This window comes from Mycobacterium sp. 1274761.0 (genome assembly GCF_001668615.1).
In the GTDB taxonomy this organism is placed as follows: Bacteria; Actinomycetota; Actinomycetes; order Mycobacteriales; family Mycobacteriaceae; genus Mycobacterium.
The window spans coordinates 25,689-44,454 of record NZ_LZMC01000063.1 but is presented as its reverse complement, the minus strand read 5'-3'; the positions used below and the strand labels follow the sequence as shown (position 1 = coordinate 44,454).

Genomic DNA, 18,766 nt, shown 5'->3' with positions numbered 1-18,766 from the left:
ATTATCAACCTGGGCTAACTTACCAACGCGAAGATCAATGCGCGCCACGGGTGTCGATACCCTGTGGGGCGTGCCGATCGCCTGCCTCCGTGACTGGATCACGCGCGGGATGGTTCTCTCGGCAGCTGTGCTGCTCGTCGGCGGCTGCACCGTCAGTCCGCCGCCGGCGCCGCAGAGCACCGACACCGCCGAGAGCACGGCGCCTCCGCCGCCGAAGGCGACGCAGATCATCATGGCGATCGACACCATCGGCCCCGGATTCAATTCGCACCTTCTCTCCGACCAGTCACCGGTAAACGCGGCGATCAGCTCGTTGGTCTTGCCTAGCTCGTTTCGGCCCATTGCGGACCCTGCGTCGCCGACGGGCTCGCGGTGGGAGATCGACCACACGCTTCTCGTCTCCGCGGAAGTGACCAACAACAACCCGTTCACCGTCACCTACAAGATCCGTCCGGAAGCGCAGTGGACCGACAACGCCCCGATAGCCGCTGATGACTACTGGTACCTCTGGCGCCAGATGGTCGGCCAGCCCGGCGTCGTGGACCCGGCGGGCTACGACCTCATCACGGGCGTCCAGTCCATCGAGGGCGGCAAGACGGCGGTGGTCACCTTCTCCCAGCCGTATCCCGCCTGGCGGGAACTGTTCAACGACATCTTGCCCGCGCACATCGTCAAAGACGTCCCGGGCGGCTTCGCCTCCGGATTGGCGCGGGCACTACCGGTTACGGGCGGGCAGTTCCGCGTGGAGAACATCGACCCGCAGCGCGAGGAAATCCTGTTGGCGCGTAACGATCGATACTGGGCCCAGCCCGCCAAGCCCGACCAGATCCTGTTCCGTCGCGCCGGTGCCACTGCGGCACTGGCCGATTCGATCCGCAACGGCGATACGCAGGTCGCCCAGGTGCATGGTGGAGCGGCGGCGTTCGCGCAACTGTCAGCGATTCCCGATGTGCGCACCGCACGCATCGTGACGCCGCGGGTCATGCAGATGACGCTGCGGGCGCAACAGCCCAAGCTCACCGATGCTCGGGTGCGCAAGGCGATTCTCGGCCTGCTCGACGTCGACCTGCTCGCGGCCGTCGGTGCCGGTAGCGACAACACCGTCACGCTGGCCCAGGCGCAGGTTCGCTCGCCGTCGGATCCCGGCTATACACCGACGTCGCCGCCCGCGCTGTCCAAAGAAGCGGCCCTCAACTTGTTGGGTAGCAGCGGATATCAGTTGGTGCCGGTTGATACGCCGCCCACGCCCACGCCGGGCACGCCGGTACCCGATGACGACCGCGGGCGCATCACAAAAGACGGTGTGCCGCTGTCATTGGTAATCGGCGTGGCATCAAATGATCCGACGTCGGTGGCCGTGGCCAACACCGCTGCCGACCAGTTGCGCAACGTGGGCATCGAAGCGTCGGTCCTTGCCCTGGATCCTGTGATGCTCTATGCCGATGCAATCCCGCAGAACCGCGTCGACGCGATCGTCGGATGGCACCAGGCTGGCGGCGATCTGGCCACTGCGTTGGCCTCCAGGTACGGATGTCGGGCGCTGGAGGCCACCGCGGTGTCGACGACAACTGGGATAACCCCTACGCCCGCACCATCATCCACGTCCACGTCCAAAACGTCGACGGCGCCGGCGACGACGACACCCACCACGGCCACCCCGACCACGACAAGTCCCACCCCGGAGTCTGACGAGCTGATCCAGGCGCCAAGCAACCTCACCGGCATCTGCGACCGCAGCATCCAGCCGAAAATCGATGCCGGCTTGCGCGGCAGCGAGAACATCGGCGATGTGATCGAGGCGGTAGAACCGCGGCTGTGGAACATGTCGACGGTCCTGCCGATACTGCAAGACACGACGATCGTCGCGGCCGGGCCCCGCGTCCAGAACGTCAGCCTGGCCGGCGCGGTCCCGGTGGGGATCGTCGGCGACGCCGGCATCTGGGCCAAGAAGCCGCAGTAGTAGATCGACCCCCTTCCGGGCGGAAAGGGGGCCGATCGAAAAGCTGTTGCAGGAGACGCGAGAGGATTGCGGCGGTTAGGAACGGAGCCAGTAACCACCACGGCGGCCTGGCCAGCTCCCACACGAAGATCGCCGCCCATATCGGCGCGCCCTGGGTGATCGCGAGCACGCCGGCCGCGCAGGTGAGTGCGACCGCGGGCACGCTGACGTGATGCTGGGTCAAGCTGTTGATCGCCAGAGCCACGACGGAGCCCATCGCGGCGCCCGTTGCCACGGCGGGGGTGAGCATGCCGCCGACTGCTCCTGCGCGCAGGAACACCGCTGTGAGAACAGGTTTGAGAAACAGGATGGCTACGGCGGAGCTCAGTGTCAGGCCGCTGTTGAGGCTAACGGTCAGGATGCTCTTGCCGTTGCCCGGCAGCTCCGGATAGCGGATGGAACATAGCCCGATGAGCAATCCGGCGGCTGCGATGGCGGGTATGAGAAGCCATGAAGTCGCCGTGGTGGAAGGACGTGCCCACGCCATGACTTTGTTGAACGCGAGTCCCACGCCGAAGTTCAGGGGCGCTAGGACACACGCGAAACCCACGAGCAGGTAGGACAATTGGGGGTCCGGCCACGTCAGCGGCGGTGCTTCATGTGTCAGCGGTGCTGCAACGGCCACCGCGAGGCTCGAGGTGATCAGCGCGGTGCCGACAGCGCGGGGGTGCCACGTTTTCAGCATGATCGCGGTTGCGAACAGTGCACCGCCGATAGGAACGCTGTACACCGCGGCCAACCCCGCGCCGGCGGCGCAGGCAAGCAGGATCTCGCGGTCACGATCTGTCAGTGACCATCGCGATGTGGCGAGATCGCCCAGCGCCGCAGCCAATTGCCGCGGCGCTCCCTCGCGGCCCAGGGACGCTCCTGATCCGACGAGCAGAACCTGAAGTGCCGCGTCAATCGTCATGGGTAACCGCGGGATTCGCCGATGGGCCGCGATGGTGTCGGCCAGGGGCGGAACTTCGGCGCGGCGCCGCAGCATCCACCAACCGAACCCGGCGAGCGCCCCGCCGATCATCGGACCGATTGCGCGTCGCACCGGACTGCTGCCGCTGACGCCGGCGAGCAACGTCCCGAATGTGTAGTGGTAGGTCACGTGCTCGACGAAGCGCAGGAACAGTGTGGTGCAAAGGCCTGCCACTCCAGCGAGGAGCCCGACGACGATGACGCTGCAACCGAACTCCACCGTGCGCCGGTTCATGACTCGGAACCTATGTCACTTCCGCGACGGCGGCGTTGAATCTGCCGACCGGCGCTTATTGCGGTCATAGCGCTCGACCCTGGAGACGATTCGGCCCCGCTGCCGGTGGGTGTGAGGGCACCAACAGCGGGGCCGATCTAGAAGGCGATGAGACGTTATCTCAGCGACGGCCTCCCCTCCGTCACCCGGGGCCCCCAGCTACCGGGTATTTCGCCTTCTCGCTCATGGTCTGCTTTCTGTGCTTTTTCGAGGTAGCTGCACGACTTGCCGAATCTGTGCGGGGCCGAGCCGGTGCAGCCGCTCTTTTCTCTTCGCTATGACGTACGAATCCGTTACACGTTCGGAGGGAATCTAAGCACGTTTCGCTAACGCTTTTGCAAATACGTCGATATCGGCTGAGCTGCTGTCTTAGCCGCTGTCAGCTACTGCAGGAAGTTGCGGTCACTAGCAAATGACAACTTTGACATCCGGTCACGGCAGTGTTAGCCGAAGCCGCTTCGGCCACTTCTCGTTGAACCTTAGCTAGTCAAAGTTGCTGAGTTTGATTGCCATTGCAGAGTTTGCTGTTAAAGCGCCGTTAACTGTCGGTTCAATGGGTTTGCGCCATCCGCTGTTCGACACATCTGGCAGCGGGCAGCCCGCATCACGCGCCCCCTGTGCGGTGCCAGGTGGCGACGCACCCTCGGCCGAGCCGGCAACCAAACGGCAGCGAAACCCGACGCGTAGCCGCTTGACTGGTTCATGCGTAAAAACTGGTATTGATCTTGATGTTCGAGTAACGGGTCCTGTCATCTCCTCCCATTGCTACTCGCGTCGCTCGATGCGGTGATCGGTACATTCGGACCAATGCCTGACCAGGACACCCCACGGCTGCTCTTCGTCCACGCGCATCCCGACGACGAGTCCCTGATGACGGGCGGCACGATCGCCCACTACGCAGAACGGGGCGCCGACGTGCACGTGGTCACATGCACCCTCGGCGAAGAGGGCGAGGTGATCGGTGATCGCTATGCCCAACTCGCCGTCGATCATGCCGACCAGCTGGGCGGCTACCGCATCTGCGAGCTCACCGCCGCGCTGCGCGCCCTTGGGGTTACCGCACCGAATTTCTTGGGCGGACCAGGACATTGGCGTGACTCGGGGATGGACGGCACCGAGCCGAGACGTCACCAGAGGTTCATCGACGCCGACATGGGCGAGGCCGTCGGCGAGCTGGTCGCCGTCATCCGGCGCCTGCGGCCCCACGTCGTCGTCACCTACGACCCCAACGGCGGCTACGGCCACCCCGACCACATTCAGGCCCACCGAGTCACCACCCAAGCCGTCGCCGCGTCCGCAGGCAACGAACATCCCGGTGATCCGTGGCCGGTGCCCAAGTTCTATTGGGCGGTCACCGCGACGAGCGCGATGGGCGCCGGCCTCGTCGACATCGAGGAAGCGCCGCAGGAATGGACCCGAGTACACATCGACGACGTGCCGTTCGGCTATCCCGACCAAGACATAGATGCCGTGATCGCCGCGCGCGACCAGCTACCCGCCAAAGTCGCGGCGCTTCGAGCCCACGCCACCCAGGTCACCGTCGCGCCGAACGGACGCTCTTTCGCGCTGTCCAACAACCTCGCGCTGCCGATCCTCGCCGAGGAGCACTACATCCTGGTCTCCGGCGAGCCGGGTGAACGCGACGACCGCGGCTGGGAAACAGATCTCCTGGCCGGATTGGACCTCGGATAACCGGCCTTAACGCGGTACGCTTCGACCGAGTGGCCGCAGAGACAAAGGACAGTCATGGATCAGGATCTGGACCCCAACCTGCAGCACTGGCAGGACCGCTTCGACAACTATCAGTGGGTGATCGGCTCCTTCGTGTCGCTGCTCGACAGCATCCCGACCTGAGCCCTTCGCCCGATGACGGTCGGGCCATGCGTGCCGTCGTCCTGACGGCGCTAGGGCTCGACGGCGTGATATCGGCGATCCTCGCCGCCTTCTTCCTTCCTCTTCACCTCGGGCCGGTTCCGTTTCCCCTCAGCGCGCTGATCAGCGGCGCGCTCAATACAGTCCTGGTGTGGGTCGCCCTGCAGTGGACCTCGTCGCCGCGGCTGGCGGCTCTACCGCTATGGACCTGGCTGGCGACGGTCGGCGCGCTCACCTTTCCCGGGCCAGGGGGTGACGCCGTGTTCAGCGCGCAATGGCAGCCGCTGCTGCTCATCGTGGTCGGCGCGCTTCCGCCCGCTCTCTTGCTGTATCGGCACAACCAGCCGCGCTAGGGGCCTACTCGCCGAGACCGACCTGGCGGCAGTCACCACGACGACCGGGCCGCGGACTACTGTGGCCGATATGTCAGGCGCCGATGTTTCAGATTGTGAGACGCGCGGATGATTGTCATCGAACGCGGGGTTACACGGGAGTGGCTCTGAACCCCCAGCCCGGCACCCCTCTGCCCAGCCCGGTGGTCCCACCGAAGTCCGGCACGCCCAGTGCGTCTGCGTTGCGGCGTGTGCTGAAGCGTGCCCGCGACGGCGTCGCGTTGAACGTCGACGAGGCCGCGATCGCCATGACGGCCCGCGGCGACGACCTCGCCGATCTGTGCGCGAGCGCCGCCCGGGTCCGTGACGCAGGACTGGCATCGACGAACCGGCGCGGGCCCAACGGACGGTTGCCGGTCAGCTACTCGCGCAAGGTGTTCATCCCGGTCACCCACCTGTGCCGCGACACGTGCCACTACTGCACCTTCGTCACCGTCCCCGGCAAGCTGCGTGCGCAGGGCATGGGGATGTATATGGAGCCCGACGAGATTCTCGACGTGGCTCGTGGGGGTGCGGAATTGGGATGCAAGGAAGCGCTTTTCACGCTCGGTGACCGCCCCGAAACCCGATGGGACGAGGCTCGCCAGTGGCTCGACGAGCGCGGCTACGACTCGACTCTGGACTACGTGCGAGCGATGGCCATCCGCGTGCTCGAGGAGACAGGCCTTCTGCCGCACCTGAACCCGGGTGTCATGACATGGGCGGAGCTGTCGCGGCTCAAGCCCGTCGCTCCGTCAATGGGCATGATGCTGGAAACGACATCGCGCCGGCTGTACGAGACGAAAGGCCTGGCCCACTACGGAAGCCCCGATAAGGATCCCGCCGTCCGGCTGCGGACCCTTGACGACGCCGGGCGGCTGTCGATCCCGTTCACCACGGGCCTGCTGGTCGGAATCGGCGAGACGCTGACCGAGCGCGCCGAGACATTGCACGCGATCCGCAAGTCGCACAAGGAGTTCGGCCACGTCCAGGAAGTGATTATGCAGAACTTCCGGGCCAAGGATCACACAGCGATGGCTTCGACACCCGACGCTGGAATCGACGACTTCCTGGCGACGGTCGCCGTCTCCCGATTGGTGCTGGGACCCAAGATGCGCATCCAGGCCCCACCGAACCTGGTCTCGCGCGCCGAATGCCTTGCCCTGATCGGCGCGGGCGTCGACGACTGGGGCGGCGTGTCACCGCTGACACCCGATCACGTCAACCCCGAACGGCCGTGGCCTGCGCTCGACGAACTCGCCGCGGTGACCGAAGAAGCCGGTTATGACCTCGTGCAGCGGTTGACCGCCCAGCCGCCCTATGTGCAGGCCGGCGCTGCCTGGATTGACCCGCGCGTGCAGGGACACGTCGCGGCCCTGGCCGATCGGGACACCGGGTTTGCGCTGGATGTCGTCCCGGTCGGCCGCCCCTGGCAGGAACCCGACGAGGCCGCTGAGTCGCTCGGCCGCACGGATCTGCACTCAGCGATCGACTCGCAAGGCCGGTTCACCGCCACGCGCAGCGATCTCAACAGTGCCTTCGGTGACTGGGAAGCCATCCGGGAAAAGGTGGGGGAGTTGGCCTCGCGCGCTCCCGAACGCATCGACACCGACGTCGTCGCGGCACTGCGCTCCGCCGAACGCGACCCCGCCGGATGCAGCGACGACGAGTACCTGGCGCTGGCGACCGCGGACGGACCTGCGCTGGAAGCCGTTGCCGCGCTGGCAGATTCACTGCGCCGCGACACGGTCGGAGATGACGTCACGTTCGTCGTCAACCGCAACATCAACTTCACCAACATCTGCTACACCGGCTGCCGCTTCTGCGCGTTCGCGCAACGCAAAGGCGACGCCGATGCGTACTCGCTATCCACCCACGAGGTGGCCGACCGCGCCTGGGAAGCCCACGTCGCGGGAGCGACCGAGGTCTGCATGCAGGGCGGCATCGACCCCGAGCTGCCGGTCACCGGATACGCCGACCTGGTGCGCGCGGTGAAGCAGCGGGTGCCGACGATGCATGTGCACGCGTTTTCTCCGATGGAGATCGCCAACGGAGTCACCAAGAGCGGATTGTCCATCCGTGAGTGGCTGATCAGCTTGCGCGAGGCCGGGCTCGACACCATCCCCGGCACCGCCGCCGAGATCCTCGACGACGAGGTCCGGTGGGTGCTGACCAAAGGCAAGCTGCCGACGTCGATGTGGATCGAGGTCGTCACCACCGCCCACGAGGTGGGGCTGCGCTCGAGTTCGACGATGATGTACGGCCACGTGGACACCCCGCGACACTGGGTCGGGCACCTGCGTGTGCTGCGCGACATCCAGGACCGCACGGGCGGTTTCACCGAGTTTGTGCCGCTGCCGTTCGTGCATCAGTCGTCGCCGCTGTACCTGGCGGGCGGGGCGCGTCCCGGCCCGACACACCGCGACAATCGGGCCGTCCACGCGCTCGCGCGAATCATGCTGCACGGCAGGATCTCTCATATCCAGACCAGCTGGGTAAAACTCGGCGTCGAGCGCACGCAAGTGATGCTCAACGGCGGAGCGAACGATCTCGGCGGCACGTTGATGGAGGAGACCATCTCCCGCATGGCCGGCTCCGAGTTCGGCTCGGCCAAATCCGTCGAGGAGCTCGCGGCGATCGCCGAGGGCATCGGGCGGCCCGCGCGCCAGCGCACTACCACCTACACGTCACTCGCAGCCTGACGCGCTCGCGAGAATTGCGGCTCGCCGCGCGGGATTTCACGCGAGAACGGTGAACCACATGTCAGGCTCGGAACGTATACGGAAGTGAATCCGTCTGAGCCCAGGAGCGCGCGTTGACCACCTTGTTCGGCTTGCCTGCCCACGCTCTTCTCAATCACACGATCGTCGTGCTTGCGCCGTTGCTGGCGCTGCTCGAAATAGTCTGCGCCCTATGGCCAGCCGCGCGTCGCAGGCTGGTGTGGTTCAACCTGGCACTGGCCGTGGGGGTCATGGTGCTGACGCCGTTGACCGTGTCGGCGGGCGAGTGGCTCTACAGCCAGCAGACCCAACACACACCGATCCTCGAGCTGCACGAGGAACGGGGCCAGTGGGCGATTTACTTCGCGATCGGGCTGCTGGTCGTCGCGCTCGTCCAAGCGGTTCAGCATCGCATCGAGTCGCGATCACCGGAGCCGAAGCGGGTGCTGGCGGTGGTCGCCGCCCTGCTCGCCGTCGTGGTCGGAGGATGGGCCACCTACGGCGTCGTCCTGATCGGTGACGCCGGCGCACAAGCTGTGTGGGGAACGCGGGAATAGAACCGGACCGCAGTCCGATTTAATTCGGTGAGGCGTCGGAAAGGCCGACGCATCACTCGAGGAGATTCACATGACCCCAGTAGACTCGCCAGCCACCGCGACCGCCCAGCTCAGCACGGGTACTTGGGCTATCGATCCCGTTCACTCGTCAATCGAGTTCTCGGTGCGCCACCTGGTCGTGAGCAAGGTGCGAGGTCACTTCAATTCGTTCGGTGGCGCCGTTGTGATCGGCGAGGACGGCAGCGCTTCGGTGACCGCCGAGATCGCGGTCGACTCCGTCGACACCCGCAACGAGCAACGTGATGCTCATCTGAAGACCGCCGACTTCTTCGACGTCGAGCAGTATCCGACCGCAACGTTCACCTCCACCGGCCTGCGCCAGAACGGCGAGAACTATGTGCTGGATGGGGATTTCACCCTGAAGGGCATCACCAAGCCGATCAGCCTCGAGCTCGAGTTCAACGGCGTGAATCCCGGCATGGGCCACGGCGAGGTCGCCGGTTTCACCGCGTCGGTGGTGTTGACCCGCAAGGACTTCGGCATCGACATCGACATGCCTTTGGAGACGGGCGGCGCCGTGGTCGGCGACAAGATCGCCATCACCCTGGAGATCGAGGCGGTCAAGCAAGCCTGACGGGGTCGTTGGGTAAAGGTCAGAGCCGGGCCGCGAGCTCGGTGCCTTGCTTGATCGCGCGCTTGGCATCGAGCTCGGCCGCCACGGCCGCACCGCCGACGATGTGCGGCTCGATCCCGTTGCGGCGCAATTGGTCTTCGAGATCACGCACCGACTCCTGGCCCGCGCAGATCACCACGTTGTCGACCTCGAGCACGTGCGCACGTTCCCGGCCAGGGCCGAAGCTGATATGCAGACCGTCGTCGTCAATCCGTTCGTAGTTCACGCCGGATAACTGCGTGACTCCCTTGGCTTTCAACGACGCCCGATGTACCCAGCCGGAGGTCTTGCCGAGCCGCCTGCCCTGAGGTCCCTTTGTCCGCTGCAACAAATAGATCTCGCGCGCGGGCGGCGCGGGAATGGGTGTCGTCAACGCGCCGCGCGCCTCTTGCGGATCGGCAGCACCCCACTCCGCTTTCCACTCTTTGAGGTTCAGCGTCGGAGACTCGTCGATGGCCAGGAACTCGCAGACGTCGAAACCGATCCCGCCGGCGCCGACGACGGCCACCGACTTACCGACGGGCCTGCCCATGATCGCCTCGGCGTAGCTCATCACCATTGGGTGATCGATACCGGGGATGTCGGGCATTCGCGGCGCCACCCCGGTCGCCAGCACCACGTCGTCGAATCCGGCGAGGTCGCCGACCTCGGCGCGCGTGTTCAGTCGGACGTCGACGCCGTGCTTGGTGAGCATCCGGGTGTAGTAGCGGACGGTCTCGCTGAACTCTTCCTTCCCGGGAATCCTTCTGGCCAAGTCGAATTGGCCGCCGATCACTTCACCGGCCTCGAACAGCGTGACGTCGTGGCCGCGCTGGGCGGCCGTTACCGCTGCCGCCAGACCCGCGGGGCCGGCACCGACCACGGCGACGCGGCGGCAGCGGCGGCTAGGCAACAGCACCAGATCCGTCTCGCGGCCGGCCCGCGGGTTGAGCAGACACGACACCTTCTTGTGTACGAAGGCATGGTCCAGGCACGCCTGGTTGCACGAGATGCACGTGTTGATCTCGTCGGCGGCGTCGGCCCGGGCTTTGACGACCCAGTTGGGGTCCGACAGCAGCGGCCTGGCCATCGAGATCAACGCCACGTTGGTGTCGGTGAGGATCTGCTCGGCGGCCTGGGGCATGTTGATGCGGTTCGACGCGACCACCGGAACGGTGACGTGCTCGGCCAGCGCGCTGCTGATGTCGACGAACGCGCTGTTGGGCACCGACGTGACAATCGTCGGCACCCGAGCCTCGTGCCAGCCGAAGCCCGAGTTGATCATGGTCGCCCCAGCTGCCTCGACTTCGGTTGCCAGCGCGACGATCTCGTCCCAACTCTGACCGTCGGGCACATAGTCGGCCATCGACATGCGATAGCAGATGATGAAGTCGGCGCCGACGGCCGCGCGGGTGCGCCGCACGATCTCGACCGGAAAGCGCCGGCGGTTCGACGGTGAACCACCCCATTTGTCGGTGCGCGTGTTGGTGCGAGGCGCTAAGAACTGGTTGAGCAAATAGCCCTCGCTACCCATGATCTCTACACCGTCGTAGCCGGCCTCGCGGGCCAGTTGGGCGCACCGAACGAAATCGTTGACGGTGCCATCGACGTTTCGCAGCGCCCGCGGTGTGAACGGGTTGATCGGCGCCTTGATTGCCGAGGCGCTGACCGAAAAGGGGTGGTAGGCATAACGACCCGCGTGCAGAACCTGCAGCAGGATCTTGCCGCCCTCGGCGTGGACGGCGTCGGTGATCCTGCGGTGGCGTCGCGCATCCGACGACGACACCATCTGCGATGCGAACGGCAGCAGCCACCCGGTGCGGTTGGGCGCATACCCGCCGGTGATGATCAACCCGACGCCGCCGCGCGCGCGTTCGACGAAATACCCTGCGAGCCTGTCGATGTCGCGGGCGCGGTCTTCGAGACCGGTGTGCATCGAGCCCATCACCACCCGGTTGCGCAGCGTGGTGAATCCGAGGTTCATCGGCGACAGCAGAGTCGGATACGGGTTGGTCACGGGTTCCCCTTCAAGCTCGCCGCCACCTCATCGAGCCATTCGACGGCACCCTCTTCGGCCCGGATGCCGCCGCGCAGAACGAGATACTGATGCAGGGCGCTCGCGGTGAGCTTGCTCGGATCGGGAAACTGCCGCTTCTCGAACCCGCGATAAGTATCGAGGAGTTCAGCACGCTCGGCCCGAAGCGCGACCACCTGTTCCCGTATCGCCTCGACATCGCCGTAGGCGGCCGCGCGGATCTTGACCGCCAGGTCGCGGGTGCGGTTGTCGGTCACCGAACTGCCCCGGCCCTTCAGCGGTTCGGCGATCCAACGCGCCAGCTCGGTGCGACCGGCTTCGGCGACGGTGTACACCTTCTTGTCCGGTCTGCCCTGCTGCACGACGGGCGTGGCGCGCAACCAGCCGTCGTCTTCCATCGTTTTCAGCGTGCGGTAGATCTGCTGGTGGGTCGCGCTCCAGAAGAAGCCGATCGAGCGGTCGAACCGGCGCGCCAACTCATAGCCCGAACCGGATTGCTCGGACAGGGAAACCAGGATCGCGTGGGGCAACGCCACGCGAGGCAGCCTAAATCGCACACGTTTGATATGCAACTTGTTGCACTGCACCCGCACGCATAGAGGTGTGCCGGGTGGGACTTTGTATATGCAACGTCTAGTATCAGTAACTACGCGTCCGCCCCCGCGGGTGGGCGCAAAGTTAGGGCAGGCTGACATAGACCTTCCGGTACCCGCATCGGATACTGGAGCGAATTTCGGCAGGCCTTAACCACAGGCGGCCCCGTTGATCAGGTTGATCGAGAGGACTCGAGGAGCACTCAGGTGACGTACACGATTGCCGAACCCTGCGTCGATATCAAAGACAAGGCGTGTATCGAAGAATGCCCCGTCGACTGCATCTACGAGGGTGCACGCATGCTGTACATCCATCCCGACGAATGTGTGGACTGCGGCGCATGTGAGCCGGTCTGCCCCGTCGAGGCCATCTACTACGAAGACGATGTGCCTGATCAGTGGAGTCAATACACCCAGATCAACGCCGACTTCTTTGCCGAACTCGGGTCGCCCGGTGGGGCGTCGAAGGTCGGGCAGACCGACAACGACCCGCAGTCGGTCAAGGACCTCCCGCCTCAGGGTGAGGACTGACATAACGGCTCGACCCGACGCAGTTCGCCGCGGCATCTCTGCGGGGCTGCCGGTATTTCCCTGGGACACGCTCGCCGACGCGGCGGCGCTTGCGCGCTCGCATCCCGACGGCATCGTCGATCTGTCTGTCGGCACGCCCGTCGACCCGGTCGCGCCGGTCATCCGCGAGGCACTGGCGGCGGCGAGCGCCTCACCCGGTTACCCCACCACGGCGGGCACCCCGGCGCTGCGCCAGTCGGCGGTAGCCGCGCTGAGCCGCCGCTACGGCATCACCGGCCTCGATGGCGACGCCGTTCTGCCGGCGATCGGCACCAAGGAACTCATCGCGTGGCTGCCCACGCTGCTCGGGCTCGGCCCGCAAGACGTGGTCGTCGTCCCCGAATTGGCTTATCCCACATATGAAGTCGGCGCGAAGCTGGCGTGCGCGCAAGTACTTCTAGCCGACTCGCTGACCCAACTCGGCCCGCTGTCGCCCGCCCTCATCTATCTCAATTCGCCGAGCAATCCGACAGGAGCGGTGCTGGGCGCCGACCATCTGCGCAAGGTCGTTGGTTGGGCTCGTGACCGCGGCATCGTCGTCGCCTCCGATGAGTGCTACCTCGGTCTCGGTTGGGACGCCGAACCCGTATCGCTGCTGCATCCCTCGGTATGCGACGGTGACCATACCGGCCTGCTCGCCATCCACTCCCTGTCGAAGACGTCCTCGCTGGCCGGCTATCGGGCCGGTTTCGTCGCCGGCGACTGCAACCTGATCGCCGAGCTGCTCGCGGTCCGCAAACACGCCGGGATGATGGTGCCGACGCCCGTACAGGCCGCGATGGTCGCCGCGCTCGACGACGACGCGCACGAGCTCGAGCAGCGGCAGCGCTACGAGCGTCGTCGCCAGGCGCTGCTGCCCGCCGTGCGGGCTGCCGGCCTCGAGGTCGACCATTCCGAGGCGGGGCTCTACATCTGGGCGACACGGGGTGAGTCGTGCCGCGACACCGTCAGATGGCTCGCACAGCGCGGGATCCTCGTGGCCCCCGGTGAGTTCTACGGACCGCGTGGTTCACGCCACGTGCGAATCGCGCTCACCGCCACCGACGAACGAATCGCCGCCGCGGTTGCGCGGCTGGACGGTTCGTCGTGAGTCGTTAGACGAGGCGTCGCCAGGTCTTACGGGCCACCGCGTTGTAGATCGACACGTTCGACACGCCAAATTTCTCGGCTAATTGCCGCAAAGTCGCGCCGTCGGCATAAAGCGAGCGTAATTCCCTGACATTGTCGGCTGAGAGCTTTGCGTTGCGGTGCTTTTCGCCTTCCGAGCGCTCACCGCCGGCCAGCGGTGTCCCTGCCCGCTGGCGGTAGTAATGCATTCCACAAAGGCCGCGCGCCCTGTATTTACGGTCGCATCCATCGACCGTACAGAGCTCGGGCAGCCCTTTTGGCCTCCCCATGAGGCAGGATATTACGAGAACGAGCCGGGTCATCTGCAAGGTTTTGACATTCAATTGCAATTCAACTGCCGCTCATCACAATTTGCTTACGGCAATTAAGTACTTGCTCTACGGGTAATTACATCGCAGTTTTTTGATACGCCCGTCCATAAAAAAGAGCTCAGGATTCACCGGGTTGCCGGGCGATGGTGCGGCGTAACCGCCGACGACGTGTGCGCGTGCTCCTTCACCGGGAGCCAAACCTGCAATACCGTCGCTTCATGAGCGATTACGACGCCGAGGCCGTCGACCGCCTGCCGTTCACCACGCCGGAGAAGTCCGCGCGTTACCGCACCGAGTATTACCAGGGCGCGGCCGGCCTCAATTGGTATGCCACCGACCCGACGCTGCGCGCCACCATGGCGTACTACCTGACGCCGGACGAACTGGCTGTCGCCGAGCCCCACCTGCTGCAGATGGGGGAGTTGATGGCCGGGCCCGTCACCCGGTGGGCCGAGGAGACCGACCGCAACCCGCCGCGGCTCGAACGCTACGACCGCTGGGGCCACGACGTCAGCCGCGTTGTCATGCCGACCTCCTTCGAAGAGTCGCGCCGCGCGGTGCTCGACGCCCAGAAGGCGCTGCGCGACGACGTCCGCGGCGCAGGCATGAGCTCGTCGCTGCTGCTGTTCGCCTCCAACTATCTGCTCAACCAGGCCGACATCGGCATGGGCTGTGCACTGGGTACCGGCGGCGGCATGGTGAAGGCCTTGGTGGCGGCCTACGCCCCACCGGATGTGCGCGACCACGTGCTGGGGAAGTTCGAGTCGGGCGAGTGGGAGGGCCAGACGGCACAACTGTTGACCGAACGCACCGGCGGATCCGATCTCGGTGCCCTCGAGACGACCGCGACGCGGCACGGAGATGCCTGGCTGCTCAACGGGTTCAAATGGTTCGCGTCGAACTGCAACGGCGAAGCATTTGTCGTTCTGGCCAAGCCAGAAGGGGCACCGGACTCCAGCCGCGGCGTGGCCACCTTCCTCGTCTTGCGGACGCGCCGTGACGGCTCGCGCAACGGCGTGCGGGTGCGTCGGCTCAAGGACAAGCTCGGTACGCGTTCGGTGGCCTCCGGTGAGATCGAGTTCGTCGACGCCGAGGCGTTCCTGCTGTCTGGCGAAGCCAGCGAGGAGGCGGGACCGTCGGACGGCAAGGGCCTGGGCCGCATGATGGAGCTGACGAACGCGGCTCGCCTCGGCATCGCGCTGTTCGCGCTGGGCAACGCGCGTCGCGCACTGGTGGAGTCGCTCTGCTACGCCCGGCGCCGGCAGGCTTTCGGCGGCGCGCTGATCGACAAGCCGCTTATGCGACGCAAGCTGGCCGAGATGATCGTCGACGTCGAAGCCGCCCAAGCACTGGTGTTCGACGGCACGGGGGCGGCCAACCATCGTCAGCCGCGACGCGTGCGCCAGCGCATCGCCGTGCCCGTCACCAAGCTGAAGGTCTGTCGGCTCGGCATCACGATGGCCTCGGACGCGATCGAAATCCACGGCGGCAACGGCTATATCGAGACCTGGCCGGTGGCGCGGCTACTGCGCGACGCTCAGGTCAATACGATCTGGGAGGGCCCCGACAACATCCTCTGCCTCGACGTGCGGCGGGGTATCGAACGCGCACACGCCCATGAGCCGCTGCTGCAGCGCCTCCACGATGCGGTGTCGGTGTCGGACGCGGACGACACCACGGCGTTGGTGGCGCGTCGCGTCGAGGACCTCGACGCCGCTGTCACCGCGTGGAGCAAGCACGACGGCGCAGTCGCCGAGGCCCGGCTGTTTCCGCTTGCGCAGTTCATGGGTGACGTGTACGCCGGCGCCCTGCTGATCGAGCAGGCGGCGTGGGAACGGGCCACAAACCGCGGTCGGCGTAAGGGTCTTGTCGCCCGGCTCTACGCACAGAGGTATCTGGCGGACCGGGGGCCGCTGCGTGGGCTCGACGCCGACGGCGACGAGGCGATCGAGCGGTTCGACGAGCTGATGGCCGGGGCGTTGACGCTCTAGGCCCGATCGGTCGCGCGCAGACGCAAATGCACGCAACACGCCGGTGGAATATATGCGTGCGCGTCTGCTCGCGCAGGGAAATCCGCGCCAAAGGCGAGTCCGGGGCGGATCATGGCTACATGGATGCCGTCACCGAAGTCCCTGCTCCGGCCAACGAACCCGTTCTCGATTACGCACCGAACAGCCCGGAACGCGCACGGCTCGTCGGCGCGCTCGCCGAACTTTCCGAACACGATCCGATCGATCTGCCGCACGTCATCGGCGGCACCCACCGGCTGGGCGGTGGGCAGCGCGTCGACGTCGTACAACCGCATCGCCACAGCGCCAGGCTGGGCACCTTCACCAACGCCGAGCGCGGCGATGCGACCGCAGCGATCGACGCAGCCATGGCGGTTAAGGACGGCTGGGCGAACACGCCGTTCGACGAACGCGCCGCGGTCTTCCTGCGCGCCGCCGACCTGCTGGCCGGCCCGTGGCGCGCGAAACTGTGTGCGGCCACCATGCTCGGCCAATCGAAGTCGGCCTACCAGGCTGAGATCGACTCGGCCTGCGAGCTGATCGACTTCTGGCGGTTCAACGTCGCCTTCGCCCGAGAAGTGTTGGCGCAGCAGCCTGTCAGCACCCGCGGAGTGTGGAACCGTACCGACTACCGGCCGCTTGAAGGATTCGTCTACGCCATCACCCCATTCAACTTCACCGCGATCGCGGGCAACTTGCCCAGCGCCGCGGCGCTGATGGGCAACACGGTGGTGTGGAAGCCGTCGCCGACGCAGACCTTCGCCGCATACCTGACCATGAACCTCCTGGAGGAGGCCGGACTTCCGCCGGGCGTGATCAACCTTCTCGCCGGCGATGGGATCGCGGTTTCCGATGTGGCGCTTGCTGATCCGCGATTGGCCGGTATTCACTTCACCGGCTCCACTGCGACGTTCCAGCACCTGTGGCGCGAGGTCGGCAGCCACATCGACCGCTATCACACCTATCCGCGGCTGGTCGGCGAGACCGGAGGAAAAGATTTTGTGCTGGCGCATTCGTCGGCACGGCCCGACGTGTTGCGCACGGCGCTGATCCGCGGCGCCTTCGACTACCAGGGCCAGAAGTGTTCGGCGGCTTCGCGGGCGTTCATCCCGCGATCGGTGTGGGCGGCCATGGGGGACGACTTCCTGGGGGCGACGGCGGCGCTGCGCTACGGCGATGTCGCTGACCTGACGAACTTCGGCGGCGCGCTGATCGACGACCGCGCGTTCGCCAAGAACGTCAAGGCGATCGAACGCGCGAAGGGCGCTGCCGGTGTCACGATCGCCGTCGGCGGTGAATACGACGACAGCGAAGGCTATTTCGTCCGGCCCACCGTGCTGTTGTCCGACGATCCCGGTGACGAATCCTTCTGCACCGAATACTTCGGACCGATCCTGTCGGTGTATGTGTACCCTGACTCCGACTACGAGCAGATCCTCGACGTGGTGGACAAAGGCGCCAAGTATGCGCTGACCGGCGCGGTGATCGCCGATGACCGTCATGCGGTGCTGCAGGCGCAGAACCGGCTGCGCTTTGCTGCAGGCAACTTCTACGTCAACGACAAGCCGACGGGTGCCGTGGTCGGACAGCAGCCGTTCGGCGGATCGCGGGCGTCGGGCACCAACGACAAGGCCGGCTCCGCGCTGAACCTGCTGCGGTGGACGTCTGCCCGGTCCATCAAGGAAACGTTCGTTCCCCCAACAGATCACCGCTACCCGCACATGGAGACGGACTGATGGCGCTGTTCCATCGGGTGGTGCGGCCGGCGATCCTGGCGGTGAGCCGATCCGACCGGTTGCGGCACACAGCCGAGCGGCTGCCGGTCACCCGGGCGGTAGTGCACCGGTTCGTGCCTGGCGAGACGATCATCGATGCCGTGAACTCCGTTGCGCGACTGCGGGAGAGCGGCCGCATGGTCAGCATCGACTATCTGGGCGAGCACACCACCGAGTTGGAGGATGCCGAGAAGACGGTACAGGCCTACCTCGGCCTGCTCGATGCGCTCGGCACACGTGACGAGAGTGCCGGTCCGGTGCGTCCGCTCGAGGTCTCGCTGAAGTTGTCGGCGCTGGGGCAGGCGCTGCCGCGCGACGGCGAGAAGATCGCCCGCGACAACGCCTACACGATCTGCGAGCGGGCCCAACGCGTCGGCGCGTGGGTGACCGTCGACGCCGAGGACCACACCACCACCGACTCGACGCTGTCGATCGTGCGAGATCTTCGCGCCGAATTCCCGTGGCTGGGCACCGTTTTGCAGGCCTATCTGAAGCGCACGCTGGGCGATTGCGAGGACTTCGCGGTTTCGGGTGCCCGGATCCGGCTGTGCAAGGGTGCCTATGACGAACCGGCCGCGGTGGCGTTCCGGGATCCCGGCGAGGTCACCGACTCGTACCTGCGCTGCCTTCACGTGCTGATGGCAGGGTCGGGTTATCCGATGGTGGCATCGCATGACCCGCAGATCATCGAGGCAGTAGCCGGGCTCGCCCGCGAAACCAACCGCGGTGTCGACGATTTCGAGTACCAGATGCTCTACGGCATCCGCGATACAGAGCAACGGCGGCTGGCCCAGGTGGGCAACCATATGCGGGTGTATGTGCCGTTCGGCACGCAGTGGTACGGCTATTTCGTCAGGCGCATCGCCGAGCGACCGGCGAACCTGACGTTCTTCCTGCGTGCGCTGGCCGAGCGCCGCCGCTGACGATTACG

The 18,766-nt window shown here is 65.9% G+C and carries 15 protein-coding genes; 11 read left to right on the top strand and 4 right to left on the bottom strand.

Going from position 1 to position 18,766, the window contains the following annotated elements; all coding sequences use genetic code 11:
* Positions 1–37 precede the first annotated feature (37 nt).
* Positions 38–1,960 (top strand): ABC transporter family substrate-binding protein, encoded by a 1,923-nt coding sequence (locus tag A5651_RS13865; protein ID WP_066981383.1) that lies wholly within the window; start codon positions 38–40, stop codon positions 1,958–1,960.
* Here the strand turns inward: A5651_RS13865 and A5651_RS13860 are convergent.
* On the bottom strand, positions 1,890–3,203 hold the full coding sequence (locus A5651_RS13860) for a chloride channel protein (RefSeq protein WP_082943758.1): 1,314 nt from the start codon (positions 3,201–3,203) through the stop codon (positions 1,890–1,892). The genes A5651_RS13865 and A5651_RS13860 overlap by 71 nt on opposite strands.
* 846 nt (positions 3,204–4,049) lie before the next feature.
* Between A5651_RS13860 and mshB the strand changes: the two genes are divergently transcribed.
* The 5 genes from mshB (at position 4,050) to A5651_RS13835 (ending at position 9,396) form a co-directional block, all read left to right on the top strand.
* Positions 4,050–4,934 (top strand): N-acetyl-1-D-myo-inositol-2-amino-2-deoxy-alpha-D-glucopyranoside deacetylase, encoded by an 885-nt coding sequence (mshB, locus tag A5651_RS13855; RefSeq protein ID WP_066981525.1) that lies wholly within the window; start codon positions 4,050–4,052, stop codon positions 4,932–4,934.
* A gap of 113 nt (positions 4,935–5,047) precedes the next feature.
* Positions 5,048–5,467 carry a hypothetical protein gene (locus A5651_RS13850; protein WP_066981380.1) on the top strand — a complete coding sequence of 140 codons (420 nt, stop codon included), beginning with the start codon at positions 5,048–5,050 and terminating at the stop codon, positions 5,465–5,467.
* Between the two features lie 140 nt (positions 5,468–5,607).
* Positions 5,608–8,187: a bifunctional FO biosynthesis protein CofGH gene (locus A5651_RS13845; protein WP_066981377.1), complete on the top strand. Its 2,580-nt coding sequence runs from the start codon at positions 5,608–5,610 to the stop codon at positions 8,185–8,187.
* Between the two features lie 113 nt (positions 8,188–8,300).
* Complete coding sequence (locus A5651_RS13840; RefSeq protein WP_066981374.1) at positions 8,301–8,762, top strand: DUF2231 domain-containing protein; 462 nt, start codon at positions 8,301–8,303, stop codon at positions 8,760–8,762.
* Between the two features lie 70 nt (positions 8,763–8,832).
* On the top strand, positions 8,833–9,396 hold the full coding sequence (locus A5651_RS13835) for a YceI family protein (RefSeq protein ID WP_066981371.1): 564 nt from the start codon (positions 8,833–8,835) through the stop codon (positions 9,394–9,396).
* A gap of 19 nt (positions 9,397–9,415) precedes the next feature.
* Here the strand turns inward: A5651_RS13835 and A5651_RS13830 are convergent, their stop codons facing one another.
* Positions 9,416–11,431, bottom strand: a complete 2,016-nt coding sequence (locus tag A5651_RS13830) for an NADPH-dependent 2,4-dienoyl-CoA reductase (RefSeq protein WP_156662889.1) — start codon at positions 11,429–11,431, stop codon at positions 9,416–9,418.
* Complete coding sequence (locus A5651_RS13825; protein WP_066981367.1) at positions 11,428–11,985, bottom strand: PadR family transcriptional regulator; 558 nt, start codon at positions 11,983–11,985, stop codon at positions 11,428–11,430. Before A5651_RS13825 ends, A5651_RS13830 begins: the two co-directional genes overlap by 4 nt.
* 264 nt (positions 11,986–12,249) lie before the next feature.
* On the opposite strand from A5651_RS13825, the gene fdxA reads away from it, so the two are divergent.
* Both fdxA and dapC read left to right on the top strand, forming a co-directional pair.
* Positions 12,250–12,573 (top strand): ferredoxin, encoded by a 324-nt coding sequence (fdxA, locus tag A5651_RS13820; RefSeq protein WP_066981364.1) that lies wholly within the window; start codon positions 12,250–12,252, stop codon positions 12,571–12,573.
* Positions 12,574–12,607: 34 nt separating this feature from the next.
* Entirely contained in the window at positions 12,608–13,702 is a 1,095-nt protein-coding gene (gene dapC, locus A5651_RS13815) for a succinyldiaminopimelate transaminase (protein WP_066981519.1), read from the top strand.
* Positions 13,703–13,706: 4 nt separating this feature from the next.
* Here dapC and A5651_RS13810 read toward each other — a convergent pair whose 3' ends face one another.
* The gene (locus A5651_RS13810; RefSeq protein WP_066981361.1) at positions 13,707–13,928 is read right to left on the bottom strand and encodes a hypothetical protein; all 222 of its coding nucleotides are present in this window, start codon (positions 13,926–13,928) and stop codon (positions 13,707–13,709) included.
* Positions 13,929–14,269: 341 nt separating this feature from the next.
* On the opposite strand from A5651_RS13810, the gene A5651_RS13805 reads away from it, so the two are divergent.
* From A5651_RS13805 to A5651_RS13795, 3 genes are all read left to right on the top strand, one after another.
* A complete protein-coding gene (locus tag A5651_RS13805; RefSeq protein WP_066981357.1) occupies positions 14,270–16,042 on the top strand; it encodes an acyl-CoA dehydrogenase family protein in 1,773 nt (590 codons plus the stop codon).
* A 119-nt stretch (positions 16,043–16,161) separates the two neighbouring features.
* A complete protein-coding gene (gene pruA / locus A5651_RS13800; RefSeq protein WP_066981355.1) occupies positions 16,162–17,796 on the top strand; it encodes an L-glutamate gamma-semialdehyde dehydrogenase in 1,635 nt (544 codons plus the stop codon).
* Positions 17,796–18,758, top strand: coding sequence for a proline dehydrogenase family protein (locus tag A5651_RS13795; RefSeq protein WP_066981352.1), 963 nt, complete (start codon positions 17,796–17,798; stop codon positions 18,756–18,758). Before pruA ends, A5651_RS13795 begins: the two co-directional genes overlap by 1 nt.
* Positions 18,759–18,766: the final 8 nt, after the last annotated feature.